23 protein-coding genes are annotated in these 21,400 nt (G+C 38.0%); 22 read left to right on the forward strand and 1 reads right to left on the reverse strand.

Annotated features, from left to right (window positions below; translation table 11 throughout):
- The first annotated feature begins 22 nt into the window (after positions 1–22).
- The 4 genes from rsgA (at position 23) to spoVM (ending at position 2,424) form a co-directional block, all read left to right on the forward strand.
- Positions 23–910: a ribosome small subunit-dependent GTPase A gene (gene rsgA / locus NSQ14_RS07645; protein ID WP_346217055.1), complete on the forward strand. Its 888-nt coding sequence runs from the start codon at positions 23–25 to the stop codon at positions 908–910.
- Entirely contained in the window at positions 907–1,569 is a 663-nt protein-coding gene (rpe, locus tag NSQ14_RS07650) for a ribulose-phosphate 3-epimerase (RefSeq protein WP_041846629.1), read from the forward strand. The genes rsgA and rpe overlap by 4 nt, the downstream gene beginning before the upstream one ends.
- The gene (locus NSQ14_RS07655) at positions 1,566–2,219 is read left to right on the forward strand and encodes a thiamine diphosphokinase (RefSeq protein WP_346217056.1); all 654 of its coding nucleotides are present in this window, start codon (positions 1,566–1,568) and stop codon (positions 2,217–2,219) included. Before rpe ends, NSQ14_RS07655 begins: the two co-directional genes overlap by 4 nt.
- 124 nt (positions 2,220–2,343) lie before the next feature.
- Positions 2,344–2,424 (forward strand): stage V sporulation protein SpoVM, encoded by an 81-nt coding sequence (spoVM, locus tag NSQ14_RS07660; RefSeq protein ID WP_072012668.1) that lies wholly within the window; start codon positions 2,344–2,346, stop codon positions 2,422–2,424.
- A gap of 131 nt (positions 2,425–2,555) precedes the next feature.
- Here the strand turns inward: spoVM and rpmB are convergent, their stop codons facing one another.
- Complete coding sequence (gene rpmB / locus NSQ14_RS07665) at positions 2,556–2,744, reverse strand: 50S ribosomal protein L28 (RefSeq protein ID WP_034769697.1); 189 nt, start codon at positions 2,742–2,744, stop codon at positions 2,556–2,558.
- 225 nt (positions 2,745–2,969) lie between these two features.
- Here rpmB and NSQ14_RS07670 point away from each other — a divergent pair, with 225 nt between their 5' ends.
- The 18 genes from NSQ14_RS07670 to NSQ14_RS07755 all read left to right on the forward strand — a co-directional run bounded on the left by NSQ14_RS07670 (position 2,970) and on the right by NSQ14_RS07755 (position 21,396).
- Entirely contained in the window at positions 2,970–3,332 is a 363-nt protein-coding gene (locus NSQ14_RS07670) for an Asp23/Gls24 family envelope stress response protein (RefSeq protein WP_034769699.1), read from the forward strand.
- 17 nt (positions 3,333–3,349) lie between these two features.
- A complete protein-coding gene (locus tag NSQ14_RS07675) occupies positions 3,350–5,023 on the forward strand; it encodes a DAK2 domain-containing protein (RefSeq protein ID WP_034769701.1) in 1,674 nt (557 codons plus the stop codon).
- 151 nt (positions 5,024–5,174) lie between these two features.
- Complete coding sequence (gene sdaAB, locus NSQ14_RS07680; protein ID WP_346217057.1) at positions 5,175–5,837, forward strand: L-serine ammonia-lyase, iron-sulfur-dependent subunit beta; 663 nt, start codon at positions 5,175–5,177, stop codon at positions 5,835–5,837.
- 38 nt (positions 5,838–5,875) lie between these two features.
- The gene (gene sdaAA, locus NSQ14_RS07685) at positions 5,876–6,757 is read left to right on the forward strand and encodes an L-serine ammonia-lyase, iron-sulfur-dependent, subunit alpha (RefSeq protein WP_034769705.1); all 882 of its coding nucleotides are present in this window, start codon (positions 5,876–5,878) and stop codon (positions 6,755–6,757) included.
- A complete protein-coding gene (gene recG, locus NSQ14_RS07690; RefSeq protein ID WP_051989059.1) occupies positions 6,738–8,813 on the forward strand; it encodes an ATP-dependent DNA helicase RecG in 2,076 nt (691 codons plus the stop codon). The genes sdaAA and recG overlap by 20 nt, the downstream gene beginning before the upstream one ends.
- Positions 8,814–8,942: 129 nt before the next feature.
- Positions 8,943–9,524 (forward strand): transcription factor FapR, encoded by a 582-nt coding sequence (fapR, locus tag NSQ14_RS07695; RefSeq protein WP_034769707.1) that lies wholly within the window; start codon positions 8,943–8,945, stop codon positions 9,522–9,524.
- Positions 9,521–10,510, forward strand: coding sequence for a phosphate acyltransferase PlsX (plsX, locus tag NSQ14_RS07700; protein ID WP_041848596.1), 990 nt, complete (start codon positions 9,521–9,523; stop codon positions 10,508–10,510). Before fapR ends, plsX begins: the two co-directional genes overlap by 4 nt.
- A gap of 43 nt (positions 10,511–10,553) precedes the next feature.
- Positions 10,554–11,501, forward strand: a complete 948-nt coding sequence (fabD, locus tag NSQ14_RS07705; protein ID WP_034769709.1) for an ACP S-malonyltransferase — start codon at positions 10,554–10,556, stop codon at positions 11,499–11,501.
- Positions 11,498–12,241 carry a 3-oxoacyl-[acyl-carrier-protein] reductase gene (gene fabG / locus NSQ14_RS07710; protein WP_227091174.1) on the forward strand — a complete coding sequence of 248 codons (744 nt, stop codon included), beginning with the start codon at positions 11,498–11,500 and terminating at the stop codon, positions 12,239–12,241. Before fabD ends, fabG begins: the two co-directional genes overlap by 4 nt.
- A 124-nt stretch (positions 12,242–12,365) precedes the next feature.
- Positions 12,366–12,599 (forward strand): acyl carrier protein, encoded by a 234-nt coding sequence (locus tag NSQ14_RS07715; RefSeq protein WP_034769711.1) that lies wholly within the window; start codon positions 12,366–12,368, stop codon positions 12,597–12,599.
- 322 nt (positions 12,600–12,921) lie between these two features.
- On the forward strand, positions 12,922–13,665 hold the full coding sequence (gene rnc, locus NSQ14_RS07720; RefSeq protein WP_420196684.1) for a ribonuclease III: 744 nt from the start codon (positions 12,922–12,924) through the stop codon (positions 13,663–13,665).
- A 23-nt stretch (positions 13,666–13,688) separates the two neighbouring features.
- Positions 13,689–17,246: a chromosome segregation protein SMC gene (gene smc / locus NSQ14_RS07725; protein ID WP_346217058.1), complete on the forward strand. Its 3,558-nt coding sequence runs from the start codon at positions 13,689–13,691 to the stop codon at positions 17,244–17,246.
- A 42-nt stretch (positions 17,247–17,288) separates the two neighbouring features.
- Positions 17,289–18,281, forward strand: coding sequence for a signal recognition particle-docking protein FtsY (gene ftsY / locus NSQ14_RS07730; protein WP_346217059.1), 993 nt, complete (start codon positions 17,289–17,291; stop codon positions 18,279–18,281).
- 297 nt (positions 18,282–18,578) lie between these two features.
- Positions 18,579–18,917 (forward strand): putative DNA-binding protein, encoded by a 339-nt coding sequence (locus NSQ14_RS07735; protein WP_034769715.1) that lies wholly within the window; start codon positions 18,579–18,581, stop codon positions 18,915–18,917.
- Between the two features lie 11 nt (positions 18,918–18,928).
- Complete coding sequence (gene ffh, locus NSQ14_RS07740) at positions 18,929–20,275, forward strand: signal recognition particle protein (RefSeq protein WP_041848593.1); 1,347 nt, start codon at positions 18,929–18,931, stop codon at positions 20,273–20,275.
- A 145-nt stretch (positions 20,276–20,420) separates the two neighbouring features.
- Positions 20,421–20,693 carry a 30S ribosomal protein S16 gene (rpsP, locus tag NSQ14_RS07745; RefSeq protein ID WP_346217060.1) on the forward strand — a complete coding sequence of 91 codons (273 nt, stop codon included), beginning with the start codon at positions 20,421–20,423 and terminating at the stop codon, positions 20,691–20,693.
- A gap of 8 nt (positions 20,694–20,701) precedes the next feature.
- The gene (locus NSQ14_RS07750) at positions 20,702–20,935 is read left to right on the forward strand and encodes a KH domain-containing protein (RefSeq protein WP_034769723.1); all 234 of its coding nucleotides are present in this window, start codon (positions 20,702–20,704) and stop codon (positions 20,933–20,935) included.
- 74 nt (positions 20,936–21,009) lie between these two features.
- On the forward strand, positions 21,010–21,396 hold the full coding sequence (locus NSQ14_RS07755) for a YlqD family protein (protein ID WP_346217061.1): 387 nt from the start codon (positions 21,010–21,012) through the stop codon (positions 21,394–21,396).
- The last annotated feature ends 4 nt before the right edge of the window (positions 21,397–21,400 follow it).

The raw sequence follows: 21,400 nt of genomic DNA on the forward strand, positions 1-21,400 counted from the left end.
AATATAATAAAAGGGTGATGCTATGCCGGAAGGAAAAATAATTAAAGCATTAAGTGGTTTTTATTATGTGAAAACGGATGACGGTATTTTTCAATGTCGGGGAAGAGGTGTCTTTCGGAAAAATAAAAAAAATCCGTTAGTCGGGGATAATGTTGAATTTATTGCAGAAAACAGGCAAGAAGGATATATTCTCGATATAAAAGAGCGGGAAAATGAACTGGTTCGACCACCAATTGCCAATGTTGATCAAGCTATTCTCATTTTTTCTGCCAAAAATCCTGATTTTAACACAACACTATTAGATCGATTTTTAGTGTTAATCGAAGCGAACCACATTCGTCCGGTTATTGTCATTACAAAAATCGACCTTCTGAATGAACGTGAATTGGTTAACATGGAAAATTTTGTCAATGATTATAAACAATTAGGCTATGAAGTTGCCCTTGCTTCTTCAACAAAAGGAGAAGGTATGCAACAATTTTTCCCGATCCTAAAAAATAAAATTTCCGTTTTTGCCGGTCAATCCGGTGTCGGCAAATCATCTTTGTTAAATGCACTCCGGCCTGACTTGAAACTGGAAACGAATGCGATTTCCAAACATTTGGGGCGCGGCAAACATACTACTAGACATGTGGAATTATTGGAAATTGGCGGGGGGCTGGTCGCTGATACCCCCGGCTTCAGCTCATTGGAATTTAAAACCATTGAGGTGGAGGAATTGTCGTTCTTTTTTCCTGAAATGAAGGAACGTATCAATGACTGCAAATTTCGGGGTTGTCTCCATTTAAAAGAACCGGACTGTGCGGTCAAAGAAGCTGTGAAAAATGGAGCTATTAAAGATTATCGCTATCAGCACTATCTATCCTTTTTAGAAGAAATCAGACAAAGAAAGCCGAGGTATGAAAAATGATCAAAATTGCACCATCGATATTGTCAGCTGATTTTTCAATTTTAGGGAAAGAAGTGAAAGATGTAGAAAAAGCCGGTGCGGATTATATTCATATTGATGTCATGGATGGTCATTTCGTCCCAAACATTACCATCGGACCGTTAATTGTTGAAGCAATTAGACCGGTCACTTCTTTACCATTTGATATCCATTTAATGATTGAAAATCCGGAAAAATATATTCAAAATTTTGTCCGTGCCGGTGCTGATATTATATCGGTTCATACAGAGAGTTGTCGACATCTCCATCGCACCATTTATCAAATAAAAGAGCAAGGGATAAAAGCCGGTGTTGTTTTAAATCCCGCGACTCCCGTAGAAATGATCCGTGATGTTTTAACAGATATCGATTTAGTCTTATTAATGACAGTAAACCCGGGATTTGGCGGACAAACTTTTATACCTAATGTATTAAAAAAGATTGAACAAGTGAAGCGGTGGAAAGACGAGCAAAATTTAACATTTGAAATTGAGGTTGATGGCGGCATTAATGATGAAACCGCAAAACAGTGTGTGGAAAAAGGTGTAGACGTGTTAGTTGCCGGTTCTTATATATTTAATAATAAAAACCGGGTACAAGCCATTGAGATGATTCGAACAAGAGTCAGTGAAGTTCAATGATTGTACATATTGTTGCCGGTGGCCCGGAACGATTCCTCACTGATTTTGAAGAGTATGAAACTGAAACAAAGATAAAGTGGATTGGTGTAGATCGAGGAACAAATTATTTAATGGAAAGAGGCATCCATCCGGATATTGCGATTGGCGATTTTGATTCCATCTCAAAAGAGACGCTTCATGCACTGAAAGATAAGAATATACATCTTCTAAAATATCCGTCAGAAAAGGATGAAACCGATATGGAATTAGCTTTACAACATGCTTTAAAGCTGAAACCTGAAATCATTCGTATTTTCGGTGCAACCGGCGGAAGACTTGATCATTTTTTGGCAAACATTCAACTTTTTAGTGTTTCAGCTGAAAAAGACCCGTCTATTTCCATCATGATTATTGATCAAAAAAATGAAATAGAAATTAAAAATCCCGGTACATTTGAAATAAAGAAGTCTTCTGCTAAACCATATATTTCCTTTGTTCCCGTTACAAAAATGGTCGAAAATCTGACGTTGGAAGGCTTTAAATATCCTTTGAAAAATCGTCATATTTTTTTCGGATCGACATTATGTATAAGTAATGAACTTATTTATGATTTCGGTACTTATTCATTTACAAATGGCATATTATTAGTAATAAGAAGTTGTGACGATTAGGAAAAACAAGCCTATTTTATTCATTGAAATGTACTTTTCGGATATATTGGGAATATGATAGGGATATATTCGGATAGTCATATGTCTACGGATCCTATTGTTTGTATCGGGGAGGGAATATTCATTGAAATTTTACACAATTAAATTACCTAGATTTCTTGGTGGGTTTATAAGAGCGATATTAGGTACTTTTAAAAAAGGATAAGTAAGAAAAGATCACTTACTGAACCTTTGTTGGAATGAATCTGACAAAGGTTTTTTCTTTCCATATGATTGAACTCAAATTTTATTTAAGCAAAAATAAAAAGGACATCTTTTTGTGATGCCCTTTCTTTATTAAACACGTTCAACCTTCCCGGATTTTAGAGCACGAGCAGAAACGTATACACGTTTTGGTTTCCCGTTTACTAAAATACGAACTTTTTGTAAATTAGCGCCCCATTTACGGCGATTAGCATTCAGTGCGTGGGATCGTGCGTTACCAAAAGAAGCCTTTTTACCTGTAACAATGCATTTGCGAGCCATTTATGTCCCCTCCTTACTTAAAACCGTTATACAATATGAAAACGAATTGTTAAAGATACTAAAATACTTTACCATATATTATACAATAATGCAACAGCTTGAAAAAGTGCTTGACATCTTGTTTCCGTTCACGTTTATATTATTAAGGGACAGCTTGTCTTTTAAAATGAGGATTGTTATAGTAAAATAAATCTAGCAGTTGAAACTGAAAAGGGGGAACCTGTCATGTCCATTGAAATGAAAACGAATTACGGACATATTGAAATCTCAAATGAAACCATTGCACAAATTTGTGGTGGTGCTGCTGTAGATTGTTACGGTATTGTAGGAATGGCTTCAAAAAATCAAATTAAGGATGGAATTTCAGAAATATTACGGAAAGAAAATTATTCAAAAGGCGTCATTGTAAGACAAGAAGATGACCTTACGCATATCGATTTGTATATTATTGTTGGTTATGGAACAAAAATTTCTGAAGTTGCTCATAATGTTCAATCAAAAGTAAAATATGTACTTGAACAAACAATTGGTTTAAAAGCTGATTCTGTCAATATATTTGTCCAAGGTGTTCGGGTAACGAACCCGTAGGTAAGGAGGAAAAATTAGTGTCTATTACTATGATAGATGGGAAACGTTTTGCAGAAATGATCTTCTATGGAGCAAATCGTTTGTCTCAAAACGCTAAATATGTAGATTCTTTAAATGTCTTCCCTGTTCCTGACGGTGATACAGGTACAAACATGAATTTATCCATTCAGTCAGGGGCAAAAGAAGTTAGAAACAATATTGTGCCTCATGTAGGAAAGGTTGGGCAAGCTTTATCCAGAGGTTTACTCATGGGTGCCCGCGGGAATTCCGGAGTGATTCTATCACAGCTATTTCGGGGTTTTGCAAAAGCGATCGAAGCGAAAGAATCACTTGACATAACAGATTTTGCTGAAGCACTTAATGCAGGAGTTACAACTGCATATAAAGCTGTTATGAAACCCGTGGAAGGGACGATACTTACAGTTGCCAAAGATTCCGCAAAAAAAGCTTTAGAGGTTAGCAAAACAACAACGGACATGACTGTTTTAATGGAAGAAGTCGTTAAAGAGGCAAAAGCATCATTAAAACGGACGCCCGAACTGCTACCGGTTCTAAAAGAAGTCGGGGTTGTTGACAGTGGTGGGCAAGGTCTCGTTTTTGTTTATGAAGGATTTCTTGCTCAATTAAAAGGTGAAAAGGTTGATGAGCTGACAACTGCTGAGGTTTCAATGGATCAACTGGTCAAACAAGAACACCATAAAAGTGTGCAAGGCTTTATAAATACCGAAGACATTGTATACGGGTATTGTACCGAATTCATGGTAAAATTTAAGGATAGTAAATTGAAAAATCACCCGTTTTCAGAGGAAAAATTTCGCAATGATTTAAGTGAATATGGTGATTCTCTTCTTGTTATTGCCGATGATCAACTTGCAAAAGTACATATTCATACAGAACAACCCGGTGTTGTTCTTACATATGGACAACAATACGGTGACCTTATTAATCTGAAAATCGAAAATATGCGTCAGCAGCATACAACGATACTCGAAAATGACAAAGTGAATACTGTTCAGGAACAGCAAAAACAACCGTCAGAATACGGGATTGTAGCTGTTTCAATGGGAAGCGGTATTCGTGATCTTTTTAAAAGTATCGGGGCCGAAGTAGTGATTGAAGGCGGTCAAACGATGAATCCAAGCATCGAGGATATCGTGAAAGCTATTGAACAAGTGAATGCTGAAAAAGTTTTTATCTTACCAAATAACAAAAATATTATTTTAGCCGCTGAACAGGCAAGGGACGTTTGCGACCAGCAAGTAATTGTCATTCCTTCTAAAACAGTTCCTCAAGGGTTAGCAGCTTTACTTGCATTTAATCCGAGTGTAGATGCTGAAAAAAATGAAAAAGCAATGAATGATGCTTTGAAAACTGTAAAATCAGGTCAAATCACTTTTGCGATCCGTGATACGATGATTGATAACTTAACGATTAAAAAAGATGATTATATGGGAATTGAAGAAGGCTCCATCGTTGTATCCAATCGTGACTTAAATGTTACTGCGAAAGAATTATTAAATAAAATGTTGGATGAAGATAGTGAGATTTTAACAATCATCAAAGGTGAAGAAGCAACAGAAGAACAGACAAAAGCTTTAATCCAATTTGTTGAAGAAAAGTTTCCGGAAGTTGAAATTGAAATACATGATGGAAAGCAGCCGCTCTATCAATTTATTTTTTCTGTGGAATAATTGTTATAACCAAAGGTCCTTTATTTCGGGACCTTTTTCTTTTTGTACTCATTTACATTTGATTTTTCATATTAATATAATATGATTAGAAATGTATATAATTTATTTTATGTTGATTTTAAAGAATATGACCTACGAGGGAGGAATTCGTGTGAAATTCCGCAGTGTTTTTGATATTATTGGTCCAATTATGATCGGTCCATCCAGTTCGCATACAGCCGGTGCACTCCGGATTGGAAAAGTTGCCAGAAACTTGTTTGGTAGAAGACCCAAATGGGCACATATTCATTTGTATGGATCTTTTGCCGAAACTTATAAAGGTCATGGAACAGATGTTGCCATTGTCGGGGGTCTGTTAAATTTTGATACATTTGATGATAGCCTTATCAGGTCTTTTGAAATTGCCAAAGAAGAAGGACTGGATTATGCATTTTTTATCGAACAAGGGATTCCCGACCATCCAAATACCGCAAAAATTGTAGTAGGCGATGAATTGGGTGAACTTGAAGTTGTCGGTATTTCTGTCGGTGGCGGGAAGATCGAAATAGCGGAAATAAACGGATTTAAATTAAAATTAACCGGGGAAAATCCTGCCATCGTCATTCTTAACAATGATCGGTTTGGTTGTATTGCTAATGTAGCTAATATCCTAGCAAAACATGAGATCAACATCGGCCATATGGAGGTTTCCCGGAAAGAAAAAGGGAAGTTGGCTTTAATGGTGTTAGAACTTGATGAAAATATTAATAACGAGATAATGGACGAAATTCATGCATTACCGAATATCCTGCAAGTTGCGAGAATTGTAGAGTAACAGACAGCAAGAACTTACAAGAAGATAGGGGGATGTATATGCTTTTCAAAACAGTCCGTGATTTAGTTGAACTTGCGGAAAAAGAAAATAAAAAGATCAGTCATATTATGATTGAACAAGAAATGTTAGTAACAAAGAAAAGTCGTGAGGAAATTATTGCCCAAATGGATAAAAATCTTCAAATAATGGAAAATGCGGTTCAGAAAGGTTTGTCCGGGGTAACTTCACATTCCGGATTAACCGGAGGCGATGCAGTACTTTTGCAAAAATACATTGAAAAAGGTAATCATTTATCAGGCGATTTGTTACTTCAAGCGGTAAGTATGGCGGTGGCAACAAATGAAGTAAATGCGGCGATGGGAATGATTTGTGCAACGCCGACTGCCGGTAGCGCCGGGGTTGTTCCCGGAACATTGTTTGCTGTCAAAAATAAATTTCATCCGTCTCGGCAAGAGATGATTGAATTTTTGTTTACTGCAGGTGCTTTCGGGTATGTTGTGGCCAATAACTCGTTTATTTCCGGAGCGGCTGGCGGTTGTCAGGCAGAGGTCGGTTCAGCGAGTGGAATGGCAAGTGCGGCAATTGTTGAGATGGCCGGGGGGACACCAAGACAATCCGCTCATGCAATGGCCATTACGTTAAAAAATATGCTCGGGTTGGTTTGTGATCCTGTTGCAGGACTTGTTGAAGTTCCGTGTATAAAAAGAAATGCGATGGGGGCAGCCAATGCAATTGTTGCCGCCGATATGGCACTGGCAGGAATTGAGAGTAAAATCCCTTGTGATGAAGTCATTGAAGCTATGTTTCGTGTCGGGAAGATGATGCCGTCCAGTTTGCGAGAAACAGCACAAGGCGGCCTTGCCGTAACGCCGACAGCCTTAAAAATTCAAAAAGAAATTCATGCCGGAGGAGAAAAATAACGTGGGTGCAAGATTGAAACAACCGGTAAGCATGGTAAAAGGAATTGGAACGGAAGCGGTACAATTACTGGCTGATTTAAACATTTACACGGTTGAAGATTTACTCATGTATTTTCCTTACCGCTATGATGATAACCGGATTCGTGATTTGGCCGAAGTCGGGCATGATGAACGAGTCACTGTTGAAGGAAAAGTGATCAGTCAACCTTTACTTAGCTATTACGGTCGTAAAAAATCACGATTATCGATCAAGATCATGGTTGAAAATTATGTGGTCACAGCTGTCTTTTTTAACCAGGCCTATTTAAAAAACAAAATCAATATAAATGAGACGATTACTGTTACAGGAAAGTGGAATCGACACCGACAACAAATCTCTGTCATTTCTTATCACCTCGGTTCAACGATCCATACAAATGCCATTGATTTCCAACCGGTCTATTCAGTTAAAGGCAATTTAACCGTCAAAGGTTTGAAACGATTTATTCGCCTGACATTTGAGCAATTTGGAAATGAAATCGAAGAAACATTGCCCCCTCATTTGCTAAAACAATATCGTCTTTATTCATTAAAACAAGCCGTCCGGGCATTGCATTTTCCACAAAATGCATTGGATATAAAGCAAGGCCGCAGAAGGATTGTTTATGAAGAGTTTTTACTGTTTCAATTAAAAATGCAAGCTTTAAGGAAATTTGAGCGAGAAAATCAGCAAGGTGTAGAAATTCCCTACAAAAATGAATTATTAAAAAGATTTATTGCTGCATTGCCATATCCTTTAACAAATGCACAAAAACGAGTCATAAACGAAATTTTGAAAGATTTACGGTCTCCGTATCGCATGAACCGTTTGCTCCAAGGTGATGTCGGTTCCGGAAAAACAGTTGTTGCCGCCGTCAGTTTGTATGCTGCTGTTACGGCGGGTTTTCAAGCTGCATTAATGGTACCGACAGAAATTTTAGCCGAACAACATGCGAATAGTTTACAAGCGATGTTTTCTCCATTTCATATACAAGTTGCCCTGCTTACCGGTTCAACAAAGAAAAAGGAAAGAGCAGAAATTTTGCAGGGATTACTTGACGGAACTGTTTCTATTGTGGTGGGGACCCATGCATTAATACAAGATGAAGTTAACTTTAGAAAATTAGGACTTGTCATCACTGATGAACAACATCGCTTCGGGGTGGAACAAAGACGAATTTTACGGGAAAAAGGTGAATATCCTAATTCTTTATTTTTGACCGCGACCCCCATCCCCCGAACGCTTGCCATTACGGCCTTTGGTGAAATGGATGTTTCAATCATTGATGAAATGCCTCAAGGCCGGAAAAAGATTCTTACGTATTGGGTAAAACCGAATATGTTTGAGCGAGTTTTGGCGATGATGGAAAAAGAACTTCAATCAGGTAGACAAGCTTATGTGATTTGTCCGCTAATCGAGGAATCAGATAAATTGGATGTGCAAAATGCCATTGATGTACACGCCCAGCTTGTTCAATATTTTCGTGGCCGTTACCGAGTCGGGTTAATGCACGGCCGGCTCAGCTCGGATGAAAAAGACGATGTGATGAAATTGTTTAGCGAGAATAAAGTGCAGATTCTTGTTTCGACAACGGTTGTGGAAGTCGGTGTGAACGTCGCTAATGCAACCATGATGGTGATCTATGATGCGGAACGTTTCGGGTTGGCACAATTACATCAATTAAGGGGCAGAGTTGGCCGCGCTGAACACCAGTCTTATTGTATTTTGTTAGCCGAACCGAAATCCGAAGTTGGGAAAGAACGGATGAAAATTATGACGGAAACAACGGATGGTTTTGTATTGAGCGAAAAAGATTTAGAATTACGTGGACCGGGTGACTTTTTTGGTAAAAAGCAAAGCGGCTTACCGGAATTTAAAGTGGCAGATATGGTTCATGACTATCGGGCTTTAGAAACGGCAAGACAAGATGCCTATCACTTGATTGAATCACCTGCCTTTTGGAACGATCCTGAATATCTCTATTTACGAAACTATATTGTGGAGTCAGGCGTCATGTCCGGGGAAAAACTCGATTGATTGAGAAACAGGTATTTTCGAAATGAAAGTTATGATCCTGAAGGCTTATTAAATTTTTTCCTTGCATTCTATTTTTTGCTTATATATACTACTATTAGTACCTAGTCATAAAATCAGAGTGGAGTAAGTATGAGACTAAATAAAAAAGAACGACAAAGGCTCTTAAAAGAAACCATTTTGGAAAATCCATTTGTTACCGATGAAGAATTGGCTGAAAAATTTTCAGTCAGCATTCAAACCATCAGGCTGGACCGGTTAGAGTTAAATATACCTGAACTTCGAGAACGTATTAAAAATGTTGCACAAAAGAATTTTTCAGAAGAAGTACGATCTTTACCAATTGAAGAAGTCATTGGAGAAATTATTGACATCGAGCTGGATGAGCACGCTATTTCTCTATTGGATATTAAAGAAGAACATGTTTTTAAGCGAAATAACATTGCTCGTGGACATCATCTGTTTGCTCAAGCAAATTCCCTTGCCGTTGCCGTCATAAATGATGAATTGGCCTTGACGATAAAAAGTAATATTCAATTTATCCGCCAAGTGAAATTAGGGGAACGAGTTATTGCAAAAGCGAAAGTAGTAGAGAAAGAGATGGAAAAAGGAAGAACCGTTGTTCATGTGGAAAGTTTTGTGAATCACGAACTCGTATTTAAAGGTGAATTTCACATGTACCGTCCAAAACATAAAGAAGGTGTGCAAAAATGAATATAGCGATAGACGCAATGGGTGGCGATCATGCTCCTGAAGCAGTAATAAAAGGGACGCTTAAAGCGATCGAAAATTTCCCTGATTTACATATTACATTAATTGGCAATGAAAAAAAGATAAAACCATATCTTTCATCAAGCGACAGGATTCACATGATTCATACAGAAGAAGTGATTTCAGGTGAAGACGAACCGGTCCGTGCTGTTCGCAGGAAAAAAGATGCATCCATGGTTTTAATGGCAAAAGAGGTTGCAGAAGGACGGTGTAACGCTTGTATTTCTGCCGGAAATACGGGAGCGTTGATGGCAAGCGGTTTGTTTATCGTCGGGAGAATTGATGGAATTGAACGTCCTGCCCTAGCACCAACATTACCGACGATTGACGGAAAGGGTTTTTTACTGTTAGATGTTGGTGCCAATGCTGATGCAAAATCGTCTCATCTTTTACAATATGCCTATATGGGTGCAATTTATAGCGAAAAAGTGCGGGGTATAAAAAATCCGCGGGTCGGTTTGTTGAATATCGGGACAGAGTCAAAAAAGGGCAATGAATTAACTAGACAAGCATATGAATTATTAAGCAATGCGAAACTAAATTTTATCGGTAATATTGAAGCGAGAGAATTGATGAATGGTGTTTGTGACGTTGCCGTTACTGACGGTTTTACTGGCAATATGGTGTTAAAAACGATTGAAGGGACTGCATCATCTGTATTCAAAATGGTCAAAGAAGTATTGATGAGCAATTTCAAAACAAAAATGGCGGCAGCTGTCATTAAGTCTGATTTAGGAAAATTAAAAAGCAAAATGGACTACTCGGAATATGGAGGTGCTTCACTTTTCGGTTTAAAAGCACCTGTCGTAAAAGCACATGGTTCTTCGGATGAATTAGCTTTTTTCCATGCCATACGTCAAACAAGAGATATGGTAATGGGCGAAGTTCCTCTTAAGATTGCTGAAGCAGTTAAAGACATAAGTAAATAAATATTTATCTATTCAAAATGGAAATAGAGAAAGGAGCCGTTTCATGGGGAAAATTGCATTTCTGTTTCCGGGACAAGGTTCCCAGACGGTCGGAATGGGGAAAGAACTTGCTGTGAGTGACCAGAAAGTGGCGGACATCTTTTCGAAGGCTGATAAAGCACTACAGTTTCCGCTTTCTTCGGTCATTTTTGAAGGACCAAAAGAAAAATTAACATTGACAACAAATGCCCAACCTGCGTTATTAACAACAAGTATTGCCATTTTGCAAAAGTTTACCGAGTTTAACATTAAACCTGATTTTGTTGCCGGTCATAGTTTGGGGGAATATACTGCACTTGTAGCAGCAAATGCTTTGTCCTTTACAGATGGTGTCCAAATCGTTCATAAACGTGGAGAATTTATGGAAGAGGCGGTACCGCACGGGCAAGGAACAATGGCGGCAATATTAGGGATGGACCGCGAAAAACTGACTGAAATAACGGAAAAAGTAACAGAAACGGTTGGGTCTGTTCAACTGGCTAATCTAAATTGTCCCGGACAGATTGTCATTTCAGGGACAAAAGATGGGGTCGATAAGGCTTGTGAGCTGGCTAAAGTGAACGGTGCGAGACGGGCCATTCCGTTAGAAGTCAGCGGACCTTTTCATTCCCGGTTAATGGAGCCGGCTTCAAACCGATTACATAAATTGCTGACGACTGTCAACATCCGAAATGCCGAGATTCCGGTCATATCAAATGTAACGGCAAAACCGGTCCAAGATGCAGAGGAAATAAAACAATTATTAGTTCAACAGTTGTTTTCACCGGTACTTTGGGAAGATTCCATTCGATATTTACTTGAAAATGGTGTAGATACATTTATTGAAATTGGTCCGGGGAAAGTTTTAACCGGGTTGGTGAAGAAAATCGATCGTACCGTTCATACCTTTGCAATATTTGATGAAGAGAGTATCAATCATACGGTTCGAGAACTTGAAGGAGGGAAGTCATGACTTTAGCTGGTAAAACCGCACTCGTTACAGGTGCTTCTCGGGGAATCGGGAAGGAAATTGCTTTGGAACTTGCAAGAAATGGAGCAAATATTGTCGTGAATTATGCCGGTAATACACAACTGGCTGAACAAGTGGCTGATGAAATTCGTTCAATTGGAAGAGAAAGTATAGCAATTCAAGCAGACGTGGCTAACAGTGAAGCAGTTGAACAAATGGTAAAAGAAACGGTGAACATGTTTGGCTCACTTGATATTTTAGTAAATAATGCGGGAATTACCAGAGACCAACTGCTGATGCGTATGAAAGAAAGTGATTGGGACGATGTCTTAAATACAAATCTTAAAAGCGTCTTTTTAACGACAAAAGCTGTTTCACGTCAAATGATGAAACAACGGAAAGGAAGAATCATCAATATTTCTTCGATTGTTGGCGTAAGCGGAAATGCCGGTCAAGCAAACTATGTAGCTGCTAAAGCAGGAATCATCGGCTTAACAAAAACGGCGGCAAAAGAATTAGCACCGCGTAATATTACTGTAAACGCCGTTGCACCCGGTTTTATCACAACGGATATGACTGACAAATTACCGGAGGACGTAAAACAGGAGTTATATAAGCAGATTCCCTTGGCAAGACTTGGTGAACCGAAAGATATTGCCTATGTTGTTGCTTTCTTGGCATCAGAGAAAAGCAGTTATATTACCGGTCAAACGATTCATGTAAACGGCGGAATGTACATGTAATTTTAAAGATAAGAAGTTGGAATTTTCAGAGCTTGAAAAATTTGGATACTAGGGTAAAATTTTTTTAACTTACCCTTTATATTATTTGTCTATTTATATATAATACTTGAGGGGAGGTGAAGTAATGTCGAACGTACTGGAACGTGTAACGAAAATAATTGTTGACCGCCTTGGGGTTGATGAATCAAAAGTTACACCTGAAGCCACTTTTAAGGAAGATCTTGGTGCAGACTCCCTTGATGTAGTCGAATTAGTCATGGAACTAGAGGATGAATTTGGTCTGCAATTTTCTGATGAAGATTCAGAAAAGATTGTTACTGTAGGAGATGCTGTATCTTACATAGAAAGTAAACTTTAATTTGGAATACTTGTTGTAAATCAATCCAAGTGATTTATAATTAAATAGTATTGACGAATACACTTCACTTGTAAAAGTGAGGTGTTTTCTATTGATTTAGGGATTTATTTTAAAAAACTCGGAATTGCAGATTCTGAAAAGTAAAGCGTGGTGCCTCTTCACAGAAACGTCATTTTTCGGTTATGATTTTAATAGTAACGATGCGTCTTTTGCGCCGTCTAAAGGAAAAAATCTTTGGCAAAAATAAAAGGTGAAAAAATATCTTTACGAGTATGACTTTGGTAGTCTAAACTTGATTGTATAAAACAAGAGGTGTAAATCAATGACAAAAATAAAACGGACGAAAGACATGAATAAAAACCAATTGGACAATAAATTTAAAGAGTTTCAAGATAGGGTCGGTATCCATTTCCAAAATGAAGCTTTACTCGTACAGGCTTTTACCCATTCATCATATGTGAATGAGCATCGCAGAAAAAGAAGAGAAGATAATGAACGCTTGGAATTTTTAGGGGATGCTGTTTTAGAATTAACGGTTTCCGATTTTCTCTATAAAACGTACCCGATGATGGAAGAAGGCGATATGACCAAGTTACGGGCAGCAATTGTTTGTGAACCTTCTCTTTTATCTTTTGCTCAGGAGTTAGACTTTGGTGATTTGATGCGCCTTGGTAAAGGGGAAGAATTAACCGGCGGAAGAAAACGTCCCGCATTACTTGCTGATGCTTTTGAAGCTTTTATTGGAGCCACCTATTTGGATCAAGGGTTGGAAACAGTTGTCAAGTTTTTAGAGAAGACCGTTTTTCCTAAAATACTACAAGGTGCTTTTTCTCATGTGATGGATTATAAAAGCCAATTGCAAGAACTTGTTCAACGAGATGGTTTGGGTACACTTGAATATGAAATTCTCGCTGAAAAAGGCCCTGCACACAATCGAGAATTCGTTACACAAGTAAAATTAAATAATCAAAGCTTAGGTACAGGTGTTGGGAAATCAAAAAAAGAGGCTGAGCAAAAAGCAGCCCATATGGCGTTAACGAAACTGACCAAAACGCCGGAATCATGACAATAGTAGTTAGGAGGGGCTAGATGTTTCTCAAACGTTTGGAATTAGTTGGTTTTAAATCTTTTGCGGAGAGAATTTCGGTCGATTTTGTTCCGGGTGTTACAGCCGTAGTAGGGCCAAATGGCAGTGGGAAAAGTAATATCACCGATGCGATTCGCTGGGTATTAGGAGAACAGTCTGCGAAATCATTGCGTGGCGGCAAAATGGAGGATATCATCTTTGCCGGAAGCGATACGAGAAAGCCGCTCAATTTTGCCGAAGTTTCGTTAACATTGGAAAATGAGGACCATTTTTTGCCGATCGATTACAATGAAGTGTGTATTATAAGAAGAATGTACCGTTCAGGTGAAAGTGAGTACTTTATTAATAAACAGCCATGTCGCCTGAAAGATATCGTCGATTTATTAATGGATACCGGATTTGGAAGGGATTCTTTTTCAATTATTAGCCAAGGAAAAGTGGAAGAAATTTTAAACAGTAAATCCGAAGAAAGAAGAACGATCTTTGAGGAGGCAGCCGGTGTTTTAAAATATAAAACACGGAAAAAGAAGGCTGAAGTGAAATTAAAAGAAACTGAAGAAAATTTGAACAGAGTTCGGGATATCATTCATGAATTGGAAGCTCAAGAGGAACCTTTAAAAATTCAAGCCTCCATGGCAAAAGATTACTTGCAAAAAAAAGATGAATTGCAACAATATGAAATCAGTTTGTTAGTGTATGAAATTGAACAGCTTCATGAAAAATGGGAAAAACAGAAAAAGCAATTAGAAGAAAATAAAGATAAAGAGCTGGAATTATCTACGCAATTACAATCAAAAGAAGCGAATGTGACCCGGTTGCGTGATCAAATGACAGCTTTGGATGAATCAATTGATCAACTACAACATTTGTTGCTGATTACGAGTGAAGAATTGGAAAAATTGGAAGGGAAACGGGAAGTTTTAAAAGAGCGGAAAAAAAATGCCGGTCAAATTCGAACCCAGCTCAAGCAGGCAATTGATGAAGGAGAACAAAAATTAATTGCACTTGATCAGGAAATTGCCATTTTGGAGCAGCAAAAAAATGAAACCAGCACAAGATTAAATGAAGAAAAGGAGAAATTGAAGGATTTACAAAAATTATTGGCAGCGTATTCCGTTGATGTAGAAGAAAAAATCGAATCTTTAAAGAGTGACTATATTGAACTGCTGAACAAACAAGCTGCTATAAAAAATGACCATCGTCATATTACCCAGCAATTAGAGCAACTTAAATTGAAGCAAGAACGACTCCGAAATGATAACCATAAGTATATTGCCGAAAGAAATGAAATCCTTTTTAAAAAGGGTGAGTTGGAAAAACAACTTGCTAACTTGGAAAAACAAATTGACCAGACTGCCGGACAATTTCGGGATGAGCGAAATCAATTAGAGCAATTGACAAGACAATATGAAAAAGTTGAAAAAACATATTATCAAGCTCTTCAATATGTCCAACAGGCAAAGTCACGGAAAGAATTGCTGGAAGAAATGGAAGAAGACTATTCCGGATTTTACCAAGGCGTTAAGGAAATTTTGAAAGCAAAAGACCAGCTTCAAGGCATTGAAGGTGCTGTCGCCGAACTGATTAAAGTTAAAAAATCTTTTCAAGTGGCATTGGATGTTGCCTTGTCGAGCAGTCAACAGTATATTGTCGTTCAAACAGAAGAACATGCAAGACAGGCGATCAAGTTTTTAAAAGCTCATGGGTATGGACGGGCGACATTTCTTCCGTTATCTGTCATTCAACCGAAAGAATTACCAAAAAACATGCGAGAACGTCTGGAAACTCACCCAAGTTATATTGGCATCGCAGCTGAATTATTGGACTATGATCAAAAATATCAAAACATCATTCACAATCTACTCGGAAATGTAATTATCAGTAAAGATCTTCGCGGTGCAAATGATCTTGCGGCACTTTCCGGACGTCGCTACCGAATCGTTACCTTAGAAGGAGATGTAGTGAACCCGGGTGGTTCCATGACCGGGGGATCCTTAAAGAAAAATACCGGTTCATTATTAAGCCGAAAACTGGAACTTGATACCTTAAAACAAAAACTTGTCGAGATGGAAAACCAGTGTACGAAACTTGAAAAGGATGTAAAAGTAAAAAAACACCTGATGAAGGAGAAAGAAGAAAAACTGCAAACCATTCAAAAAACAGGTGAAACACTCCGTCAACAAGAATTGCAACTAAAGGATCAACTGAAAGAAATCCAGTGGAACGAAAAAAACATCCAGGAGCGGCTTACTTTATTTGATACGGAAGATGCTGCATACGATGAAGAAATATCCGGCCTGCTGGACAAAAAGGCAGCGAATGAAAAAGTATTCGAGGAAATCAATGCGAAAATTGCCGAAACCGATCAATTAATTAACGAACTATCTGAAAAGCGAAACCTTGATCAATCGAAAAAAACGGATATTACCGAAGAAATAAATAATTTAAAAGTAAATATTGCCAAGATGGAAGAACAACTTCATCATGTGCTAAATCAACTCCAGACAAATAAAGAAAGACATGAAGAAATTCACAACCAACTAAAAAATAACAAAGAAGATTTGTCACTGCTAATGAAAGAAATGGAAACCGATCATTCCGGAGAAAACAAAATTGCCGAAGAAGCGAAACGAAAAGCCATGGAAAAAAATAAAACAATTGAACTAATTGCGGAACGGCGAAAACAGCGGCTGGAATTTCAACAAGCATTGGAAGACTTAGAGCAGGAAGTAAAGGAGTTAAAACGGCAGCATAAAGGATTGACACAAAGTTTAACGGATGAAGAAGTGAAGTTGAACCGGATGGATGTTGATCTTGAAAATCGATTAACGACATTAAGTGAAGAATATATGTTAACGTTTGAAAGAGCAAAAGAGCAATATCCAATGACGGTTGCTTATGAGGAAGCGAAGAAAAAAGTAAAATTAATCAAGTTGGCGATCGATGAATTAGGAACTGTCAATTTGGGTGCCATTGATGAATATGAAAGAATATCAGAGCGATTAAAGTTTTTGACAGAGCAAAGAGATGATTTGCTATCGGCAAAAAATACATTGTTTCAAGTCATCGAGGAAATGGATGACGAGATGATAAAACGGTTCAGTGAAACATTTACTGCCATCAAGTCACAGTTTGATTCCGTGTTTAAGTCGCTGTTCGGTGGTGGACGAGCTGAATTGAAATTAACAATGCCGGATGATTTATTGAATACAGGCGTTGACATTATCGCTCAGCCACCGGGGAAAAAATTACAAAACTTAGGTTTGTTATCCGGCGGCGAACGGGCATTGACAGCAATCGCTCTTTTATTCTCAATTTTAAAAGTTAGACCGGTCCCGTTCTGTATTTTAGATGAAGTAGAAGCGGCCTTGGATGAAGCAAATGTATACCGTTTCGCCCAATATTTAAAACATTTCAGCAGTGAAACCCAATTCATCGTCATCACTCATCGGAAAGGAACGATGGAAGAAGCGGATGTATTATATGGTGTAACCATGCAGGAATCAGGTGTATCCAAACTTGTTTCCGTTCGTTTGGAAGATACCGCAAATGTGGGCTAAAAAACGGGAAAGGTAAATTACAATGCTAAGGGATGTGTGGCTATGGGTTTTTTTGATAAGTTGAAAGAAAAATTGACGAAACAAACAGAAACGGTTACCGAGAAGTTTAAAGATGGATTAACAAAGACACGACAAAGCTTTTCAGACAAAATGAATGATCTTGTTGCCCGCTATCGAAAAGTAGATGAAGATTTTTTTGAAGAACTTGAAGAAGTGTTGATTCAGGCCGATGTTGGTTTTGATACAGTTTTGGAATTAGTCGATGAATTAAAAATGGAAGTGAAAAGACGCAATATCCAGGAAAGTTCACAAGTAAAAGAAATTATCGTGGAAAAATTAGTTGATATCTATGAGTCCGATGATGAACAAATTACTTCCTTAAATATTCAAGATAATGGTTTGACTGTCATTTTATTTGTTGGCGTTAACGGTGTGGGAAAAACGACGACCATCGGTAAACTTGCTTATAAATTCAAACAAGAGGGGAAGAAGGTGTTGTTGGCAGCCGGTGATACATTCCGAGCAGGTGCAATTGAACAGTTGGAAGTGTGGGGCAAGCGGGTCGGTGTAGACGTCATTAAGCAAAATAAAGGGTCAGACCCTGCAGCGGTAATGTATGATGCTATTCAGGCTGCCCGGTCGCGTAAGGCCGATATTTTATTATGTGATACAGCCGGACGACTGCAAAACAAAGTGAATTTAATGAAAGAATTAGAGAAAGTAAAACGAGTTATTGAACGTGAAATCCCCGGTGCCCCGCACGAAGTACTGCTTGTTCTTGATGCGACAACCGGACAAAACGCAATGATCCAAGCGAAACAATTCAAGGAGGCAACTGATGTCACCGGTATCGTTCTTACCAAACTGGACGGCACAGCAAAAGGCGGAATTGTGATTGCGATTAGAAAAGAATTAAACATCCCTGTAAAGTTTGTTGGTCTTGGAGAAAAAATGGATGATCTGCAACCCTTTGATTTGGAACAATATGTATACGGTCTATTTGCAGGTTTGGCAGATGAAAACAAAGAAGATTGATGTTTCACCTTGCCCCGCATGAACGGGCACTAATCTCCTTCCTTAAAGATTAAGTCAACCAAGAAAGCAAAAGGAAGGAGGGAAGTGTCCGTAACATGCCCGATTTGGTTCAACTAACCAGGAGCTGTCCAGAAAGCCAAAAATCAACCGAACCTATTCTTTTAGCAATAAAATTTTAGAAGTTGTACTATTAGGATAGCCCCTGGAAGTTTCACCTATTCCGGATTGACATTTTCTTTTAAACTATGTAAGATTAGCGGTGTAAAGGTGTTTTGCTTAACAGTGGAGGGTGAAACAATGTTAGAAAAAACAACAAGAATGAATTATTTGTTTGATTTTTATCAAGATTTGCTCACTCCAAAACAACAAAATTACATGTCTCTTTATTATTTGGACGATTTTTCCCTTGGAGAAATTGCAGAACAATTTGAAGTCTCAAGACAAGCGGTTTATGATAACATCAAGCGTACTGAAGCAATGCTGGAAGAATACGAGGATAAACTACATCTTTATGAAAAATTCCTTATGCGGCAAAAAATGTTTAAAAAACTCTCCTCCTTATTGGAAAAACATATAAAAAAAGAGGAAAGCAAGGAAATTTTTGATGTTTTAAAGGAAATACAAGAATTAGATTAGGAGGTCGACCTATGGCGTTTGAAGGACTAGCTGACAGGTTGCAGAAAACCATGCAAAAAATCCGCGGTAAAGGAAAAGTTACCGAGGCGGATGTGAAAGAAATGATGAGAGAAGTCCGTCTTGCTTTACTTTATGCCGACGTCAACCTAAAAGTCGTTAAAGATTTTATCAAAAAAGTAAGTGAACGGGCAATTGGGCAAGAGGTAATGAAAAGTCTTACCCCCGGTCAACAAGTGATTAAAGTTGTTAAAGAAGAATTAACTGAATTGATGGGTGGCGAACAAAGTAAAATTGCTGTCAGTCCCAAGCCTCCAACCGTAATTATGATGGTCGGATTGCAAGGGGCAGGGAAAACAACAACGACAGGGAAACTGGCTAATTTACTCAGGAAAAATTATAATCGAAAGCCGCTCTTGGTTGCCGCGGATATTTATCGTCCGGCCGCCATTAATCAGTTGCAAACGTTGGGAAAACAGCTTACTATGCCGGTTTTTTCTCTAGGTGATCAGGTGAGTCCGGTCGAAATTGCTGCGAAAGCGATTGAACATGCAAAAGCAGAACATCATGATTATGTTTTAATTGACACAGCCGGTCGACTCCATATTGATGAAAACTTAATGGATGAATTAAAAAATATAAAAGAAGCGGTTAAACCGGATGAAATTTTTCTTGTTGTCGATGCAATGACCGGTCAAGATGCGGTGAATGTTGCAACGAGTTTTAACGATCAACTCGGTATTACCGGTGTAATTTTAACGAAACTGGACGGGGATACAAGAGGCGGGGCAGCCCTTTCAATCCGGGCCGTTACGGGAAAACCGATTAAATTTGTCGGGATGGGTGAAAAAATGGACGCGCTTGAACCGTTTCATCCGGAACGAATGGCATCCCGAATTCTTGGTATGGGTGATGTTCTATCATTAATTGAAAAAGCACAAGCCAATGTCGATGAAGAAAAAGCAAGAGAATTAGAAAAGAAAATGCGATCCGCCTCATTAACATTGGACGATTTTCTTGATCAATTATCACAAGTGCGTAACATGGGACCGTTGGATGACTTGATTAAAATGTTGCCTGGTGCTAATAAAATAAAGGGGCTTAACAATTTAAAGATCGACGAAAAGCAAATAGCTCACGTTGAAGCTATCATTCGTTCCATGACAAAGGAAGAAAAAGAACATCCGGAAATTATTAATGCCTCTAGAAGAAAACGAATTGCCAAAGGGAGCGGAAGAACAGTCCCGGAAGTAAATCGTTTGCTTAAACAATTTGAAGAAATGAAGAAAATGATGAAACAAATGAACAATATGACGAAAAAAGGCAAGAAAAAAGGCGGATTTAAATTACCATTCATGTAATATATAATTTGTTATCATCTTGCCTTTTGGAAAAAAATTTGCTAATCTATAAAAAGAATAGCTGTTAAGAAAAAATACTTTACAAACAATTTATTTCTTGCTATTATATCTACTTGTGTGAAACTATTTGGAGGTGCAATATATTATGGCAGTAAAAATTCGTTTAAAACGTATGGGAGCAAAAAAATCTCCTTTTTATCGTATCGTTGTAGCAGATTCACGTTCCCCTCGTGACGGACGTCAAATCGAAACAATCGGAACTTACAATCCGTTAACAGATCCGGCAACACTCGAAATCAATGAAGAGTTAGCCTTGAAATGGTTAAGAAATGGTGCAAAACCTTCTGACACAGTTCGGAATCTTCTTTCTAGTAAAGGTGTTTTAGAAAAATTCCATAATGAAAAATACGGTAAATAAGTGATATCATGGAAAACTTGATCGAAACTATCGTCAAACCCCTTGTCGATTTTCCTGAGGACGTAAAAATTGATGTGGAAGAAAATGAAAACCGCATTATTTACAAATTGAAAGTTAACAGTAAAGACATCGGGAAAGTTATCGGGAAACAAGGTAGAGTGGCAAAGGCGATTCGGACTGTTGTTTATGCTCATGCACATGCAACATTGAAGAAGAAGGTTTTTCTGGAGATCAGTGAATAAGGAGGGGGCCCATCAGGGAATTCCCTCCTTTTTTCGTATATAGATTAAGATCAGGGAGGAGGGGAATTTTTAACATGCAAATAATAACCACCATAACGGTTAATCAAATATTAACCGAATCAAGTAAAAAACAGTTGTTTATATCCTTTCAAGAAAGAAGACAACAATTATTAAAGGAAATCGACCAACTGAAATTTGAAATGAAGCGTATGGAAAAAATGAAAAAATACCCTGTTTCCAGCATAAATACATATTTTGAAAAAGAAATAGAGAAAAGAAAAGAGAAGGTAAAATTGCTAGAATTTCAAATAGAACAACTTGACCTTCTTCCTTTAGGCTCCGAATTAAAAGAGCGAGAGATACAAGGACTTATTGACGTTAATATTGGTGATAATTGGAATGAATCACTCCTTAACAGAAAAATTACTGTTAAAGATGGAAATGTCGTAGATATAAAATAGAGGT

Origin of the sequence: Caldifermentibacillus hisashii, assembly GCF_039654145.1 — a bacterium.
Classification (GTDB): Bacteria; Bacillota; Bacilli; order Bacillales; family Caldibacillaceae; genus Caldifermentibacillus; species Caldifermentibacillus hisashii.

What these genes read in the sequence shown, in the direction of transcription:
- rsgA (WP_346217055.1), top strand. Translation starts at nt 23, where the DNA reads ATGCCGGAAGGAAAAATAATTAAAGCATTAAGTGGTTTTTATTATGTG.
- rpe (WP_041846629.1), top strand. Translation starts at nt 907, where the DNA reads ATGATCAAAATTGCACCATCGATATTGTCAGCTGATTTTTCAATTTTA.
- NSQ14_RS07655 (WP_346217056.1), top strand. Translation starts at nt 1,566, where the DNA reads ATGATTGTACATATTGTTGCCGGTGGCCCGGAACGATTCCTCACTGAT.
- rpmB (WP_034769697.1), bottom strand. Translation starts at nt 2,744, where the DNA reads ATGGCTCGCAAATGCATTGTTACAGGTAAAAAGGCTTCTTTTGGTAAC.
- NSQ14_RS07670 (WP_034769699.1), top strand. Translation starts at nt 2,970, where the DNA reads ATGTCCATTGAAATGAAAACGAATTACGGACATATTGAAATCTCAAAT.
- sdaAA (WP_034769705.1), top strand. Translation starts at nt 5,876, where the DNA reads ATGCTTTTCAAAACAGTCCGTGATTTAGTTGAACTTGCGGAAAAAGAA.
- recG (WP_051989059.1), top strand. Translation starts at nt 6,738, where the DNA reads ATGCCGGAGGAGAAAAATAACGTGGGTGCAAGATTGAAACAACCGGTA.
- fapR (WP_034769707.1), top strand. Translation starts at nt 8,943, where the DNA reads ATGAGACTAAATAAAAAAGAACGACAAAGGCTCTTAAAAGAAACCATT.
- plsX (WP_041848596.1), top strand. Translation starts at nt 9,521, where the DNA reads ATGAATATAGCGATAGACGCAATGGGTGGCGATCATGCTCCTGAAGCA.
- fabD (WP_034769709.1), top strand. Translation starts at nt 10,554, where the DNA reads ATGGGGAAAATTGCATTTCTGTTTCCGGGACAAGGTTCCCAGACGGTC.
- fabG (WP_227091174.1), top strand. Translation starts at nt 11,498, where the DNA reads ATGACTTTAGCTGGTAAAACCGCACTCGTTACAGGTGCTTCTCGGGGA.
- NSQ14_RS07715 (WP_034769711.1), top strand. Translation starts at nt 12,366, where the DNA reads ATGTCGAACGTACTGGAACGTGTAACGAAAATAATTGTTGACCGCCTT.
- rnc (WP_420196684.1), top strand. Translation starts at nt 12,922, where the DNA reads ATGACAAAAATAAAACGGACGAAAGACATGAATAAAAACCAATTGGAC.
- smc (WP_346217058.1), top strand. Translation starts at nt 13,689, where the DNA reads ATGTTTCTCAAACGTTTGGAATTAGTTGGTTTTAAATCTTTTGCGGAG.
- ftsY (WP_346217059.1), top strand. Translation starts at nt 17,289, where the DNA reads ATGGGTTTTTTTGATAAGTTGAAAGAAAAATTGACGAAACAAACAGAA.
- NSQ14_RS07735 (WP_034769715.1), top strand. Translation starts at nt 18,579, where the DNA reads ATGTTAGAAAAAACAACAAGAATGAATTATTTGTTTGATTTTTATCAA.
- ffh (WP_041848593.1), top strand. Translation starts at nt 18,929, where the DNA reads ATGGCGTTTGAAGGACTAGCTGACAGGTTGCAGAAAACCATGCAAAAA.
- rpsP (WP_346217060.1), top strand. Translation starts at nt 20,421, where the DNA reads ATGGCAGTAAAAATTCGTTTAAAACGTATGGGAGCAAAAAAATCTCCT.
- NSQ14_RS07750 (WP_034769723.1), top strand. Translation starts at nt 20,702, where the DNA reads ATGGAAAACTTGATCGAAACTATCGTCAAACCCCTTGTCGATTTTCCT.
- NSQ14_RS07755 (WP_346217061.1), top strand. Translation starts at nt 21,010, where the DNA reads ATGCAAATAATAACCACCATAACGGTTAATCAAATATTAACCGAATCA.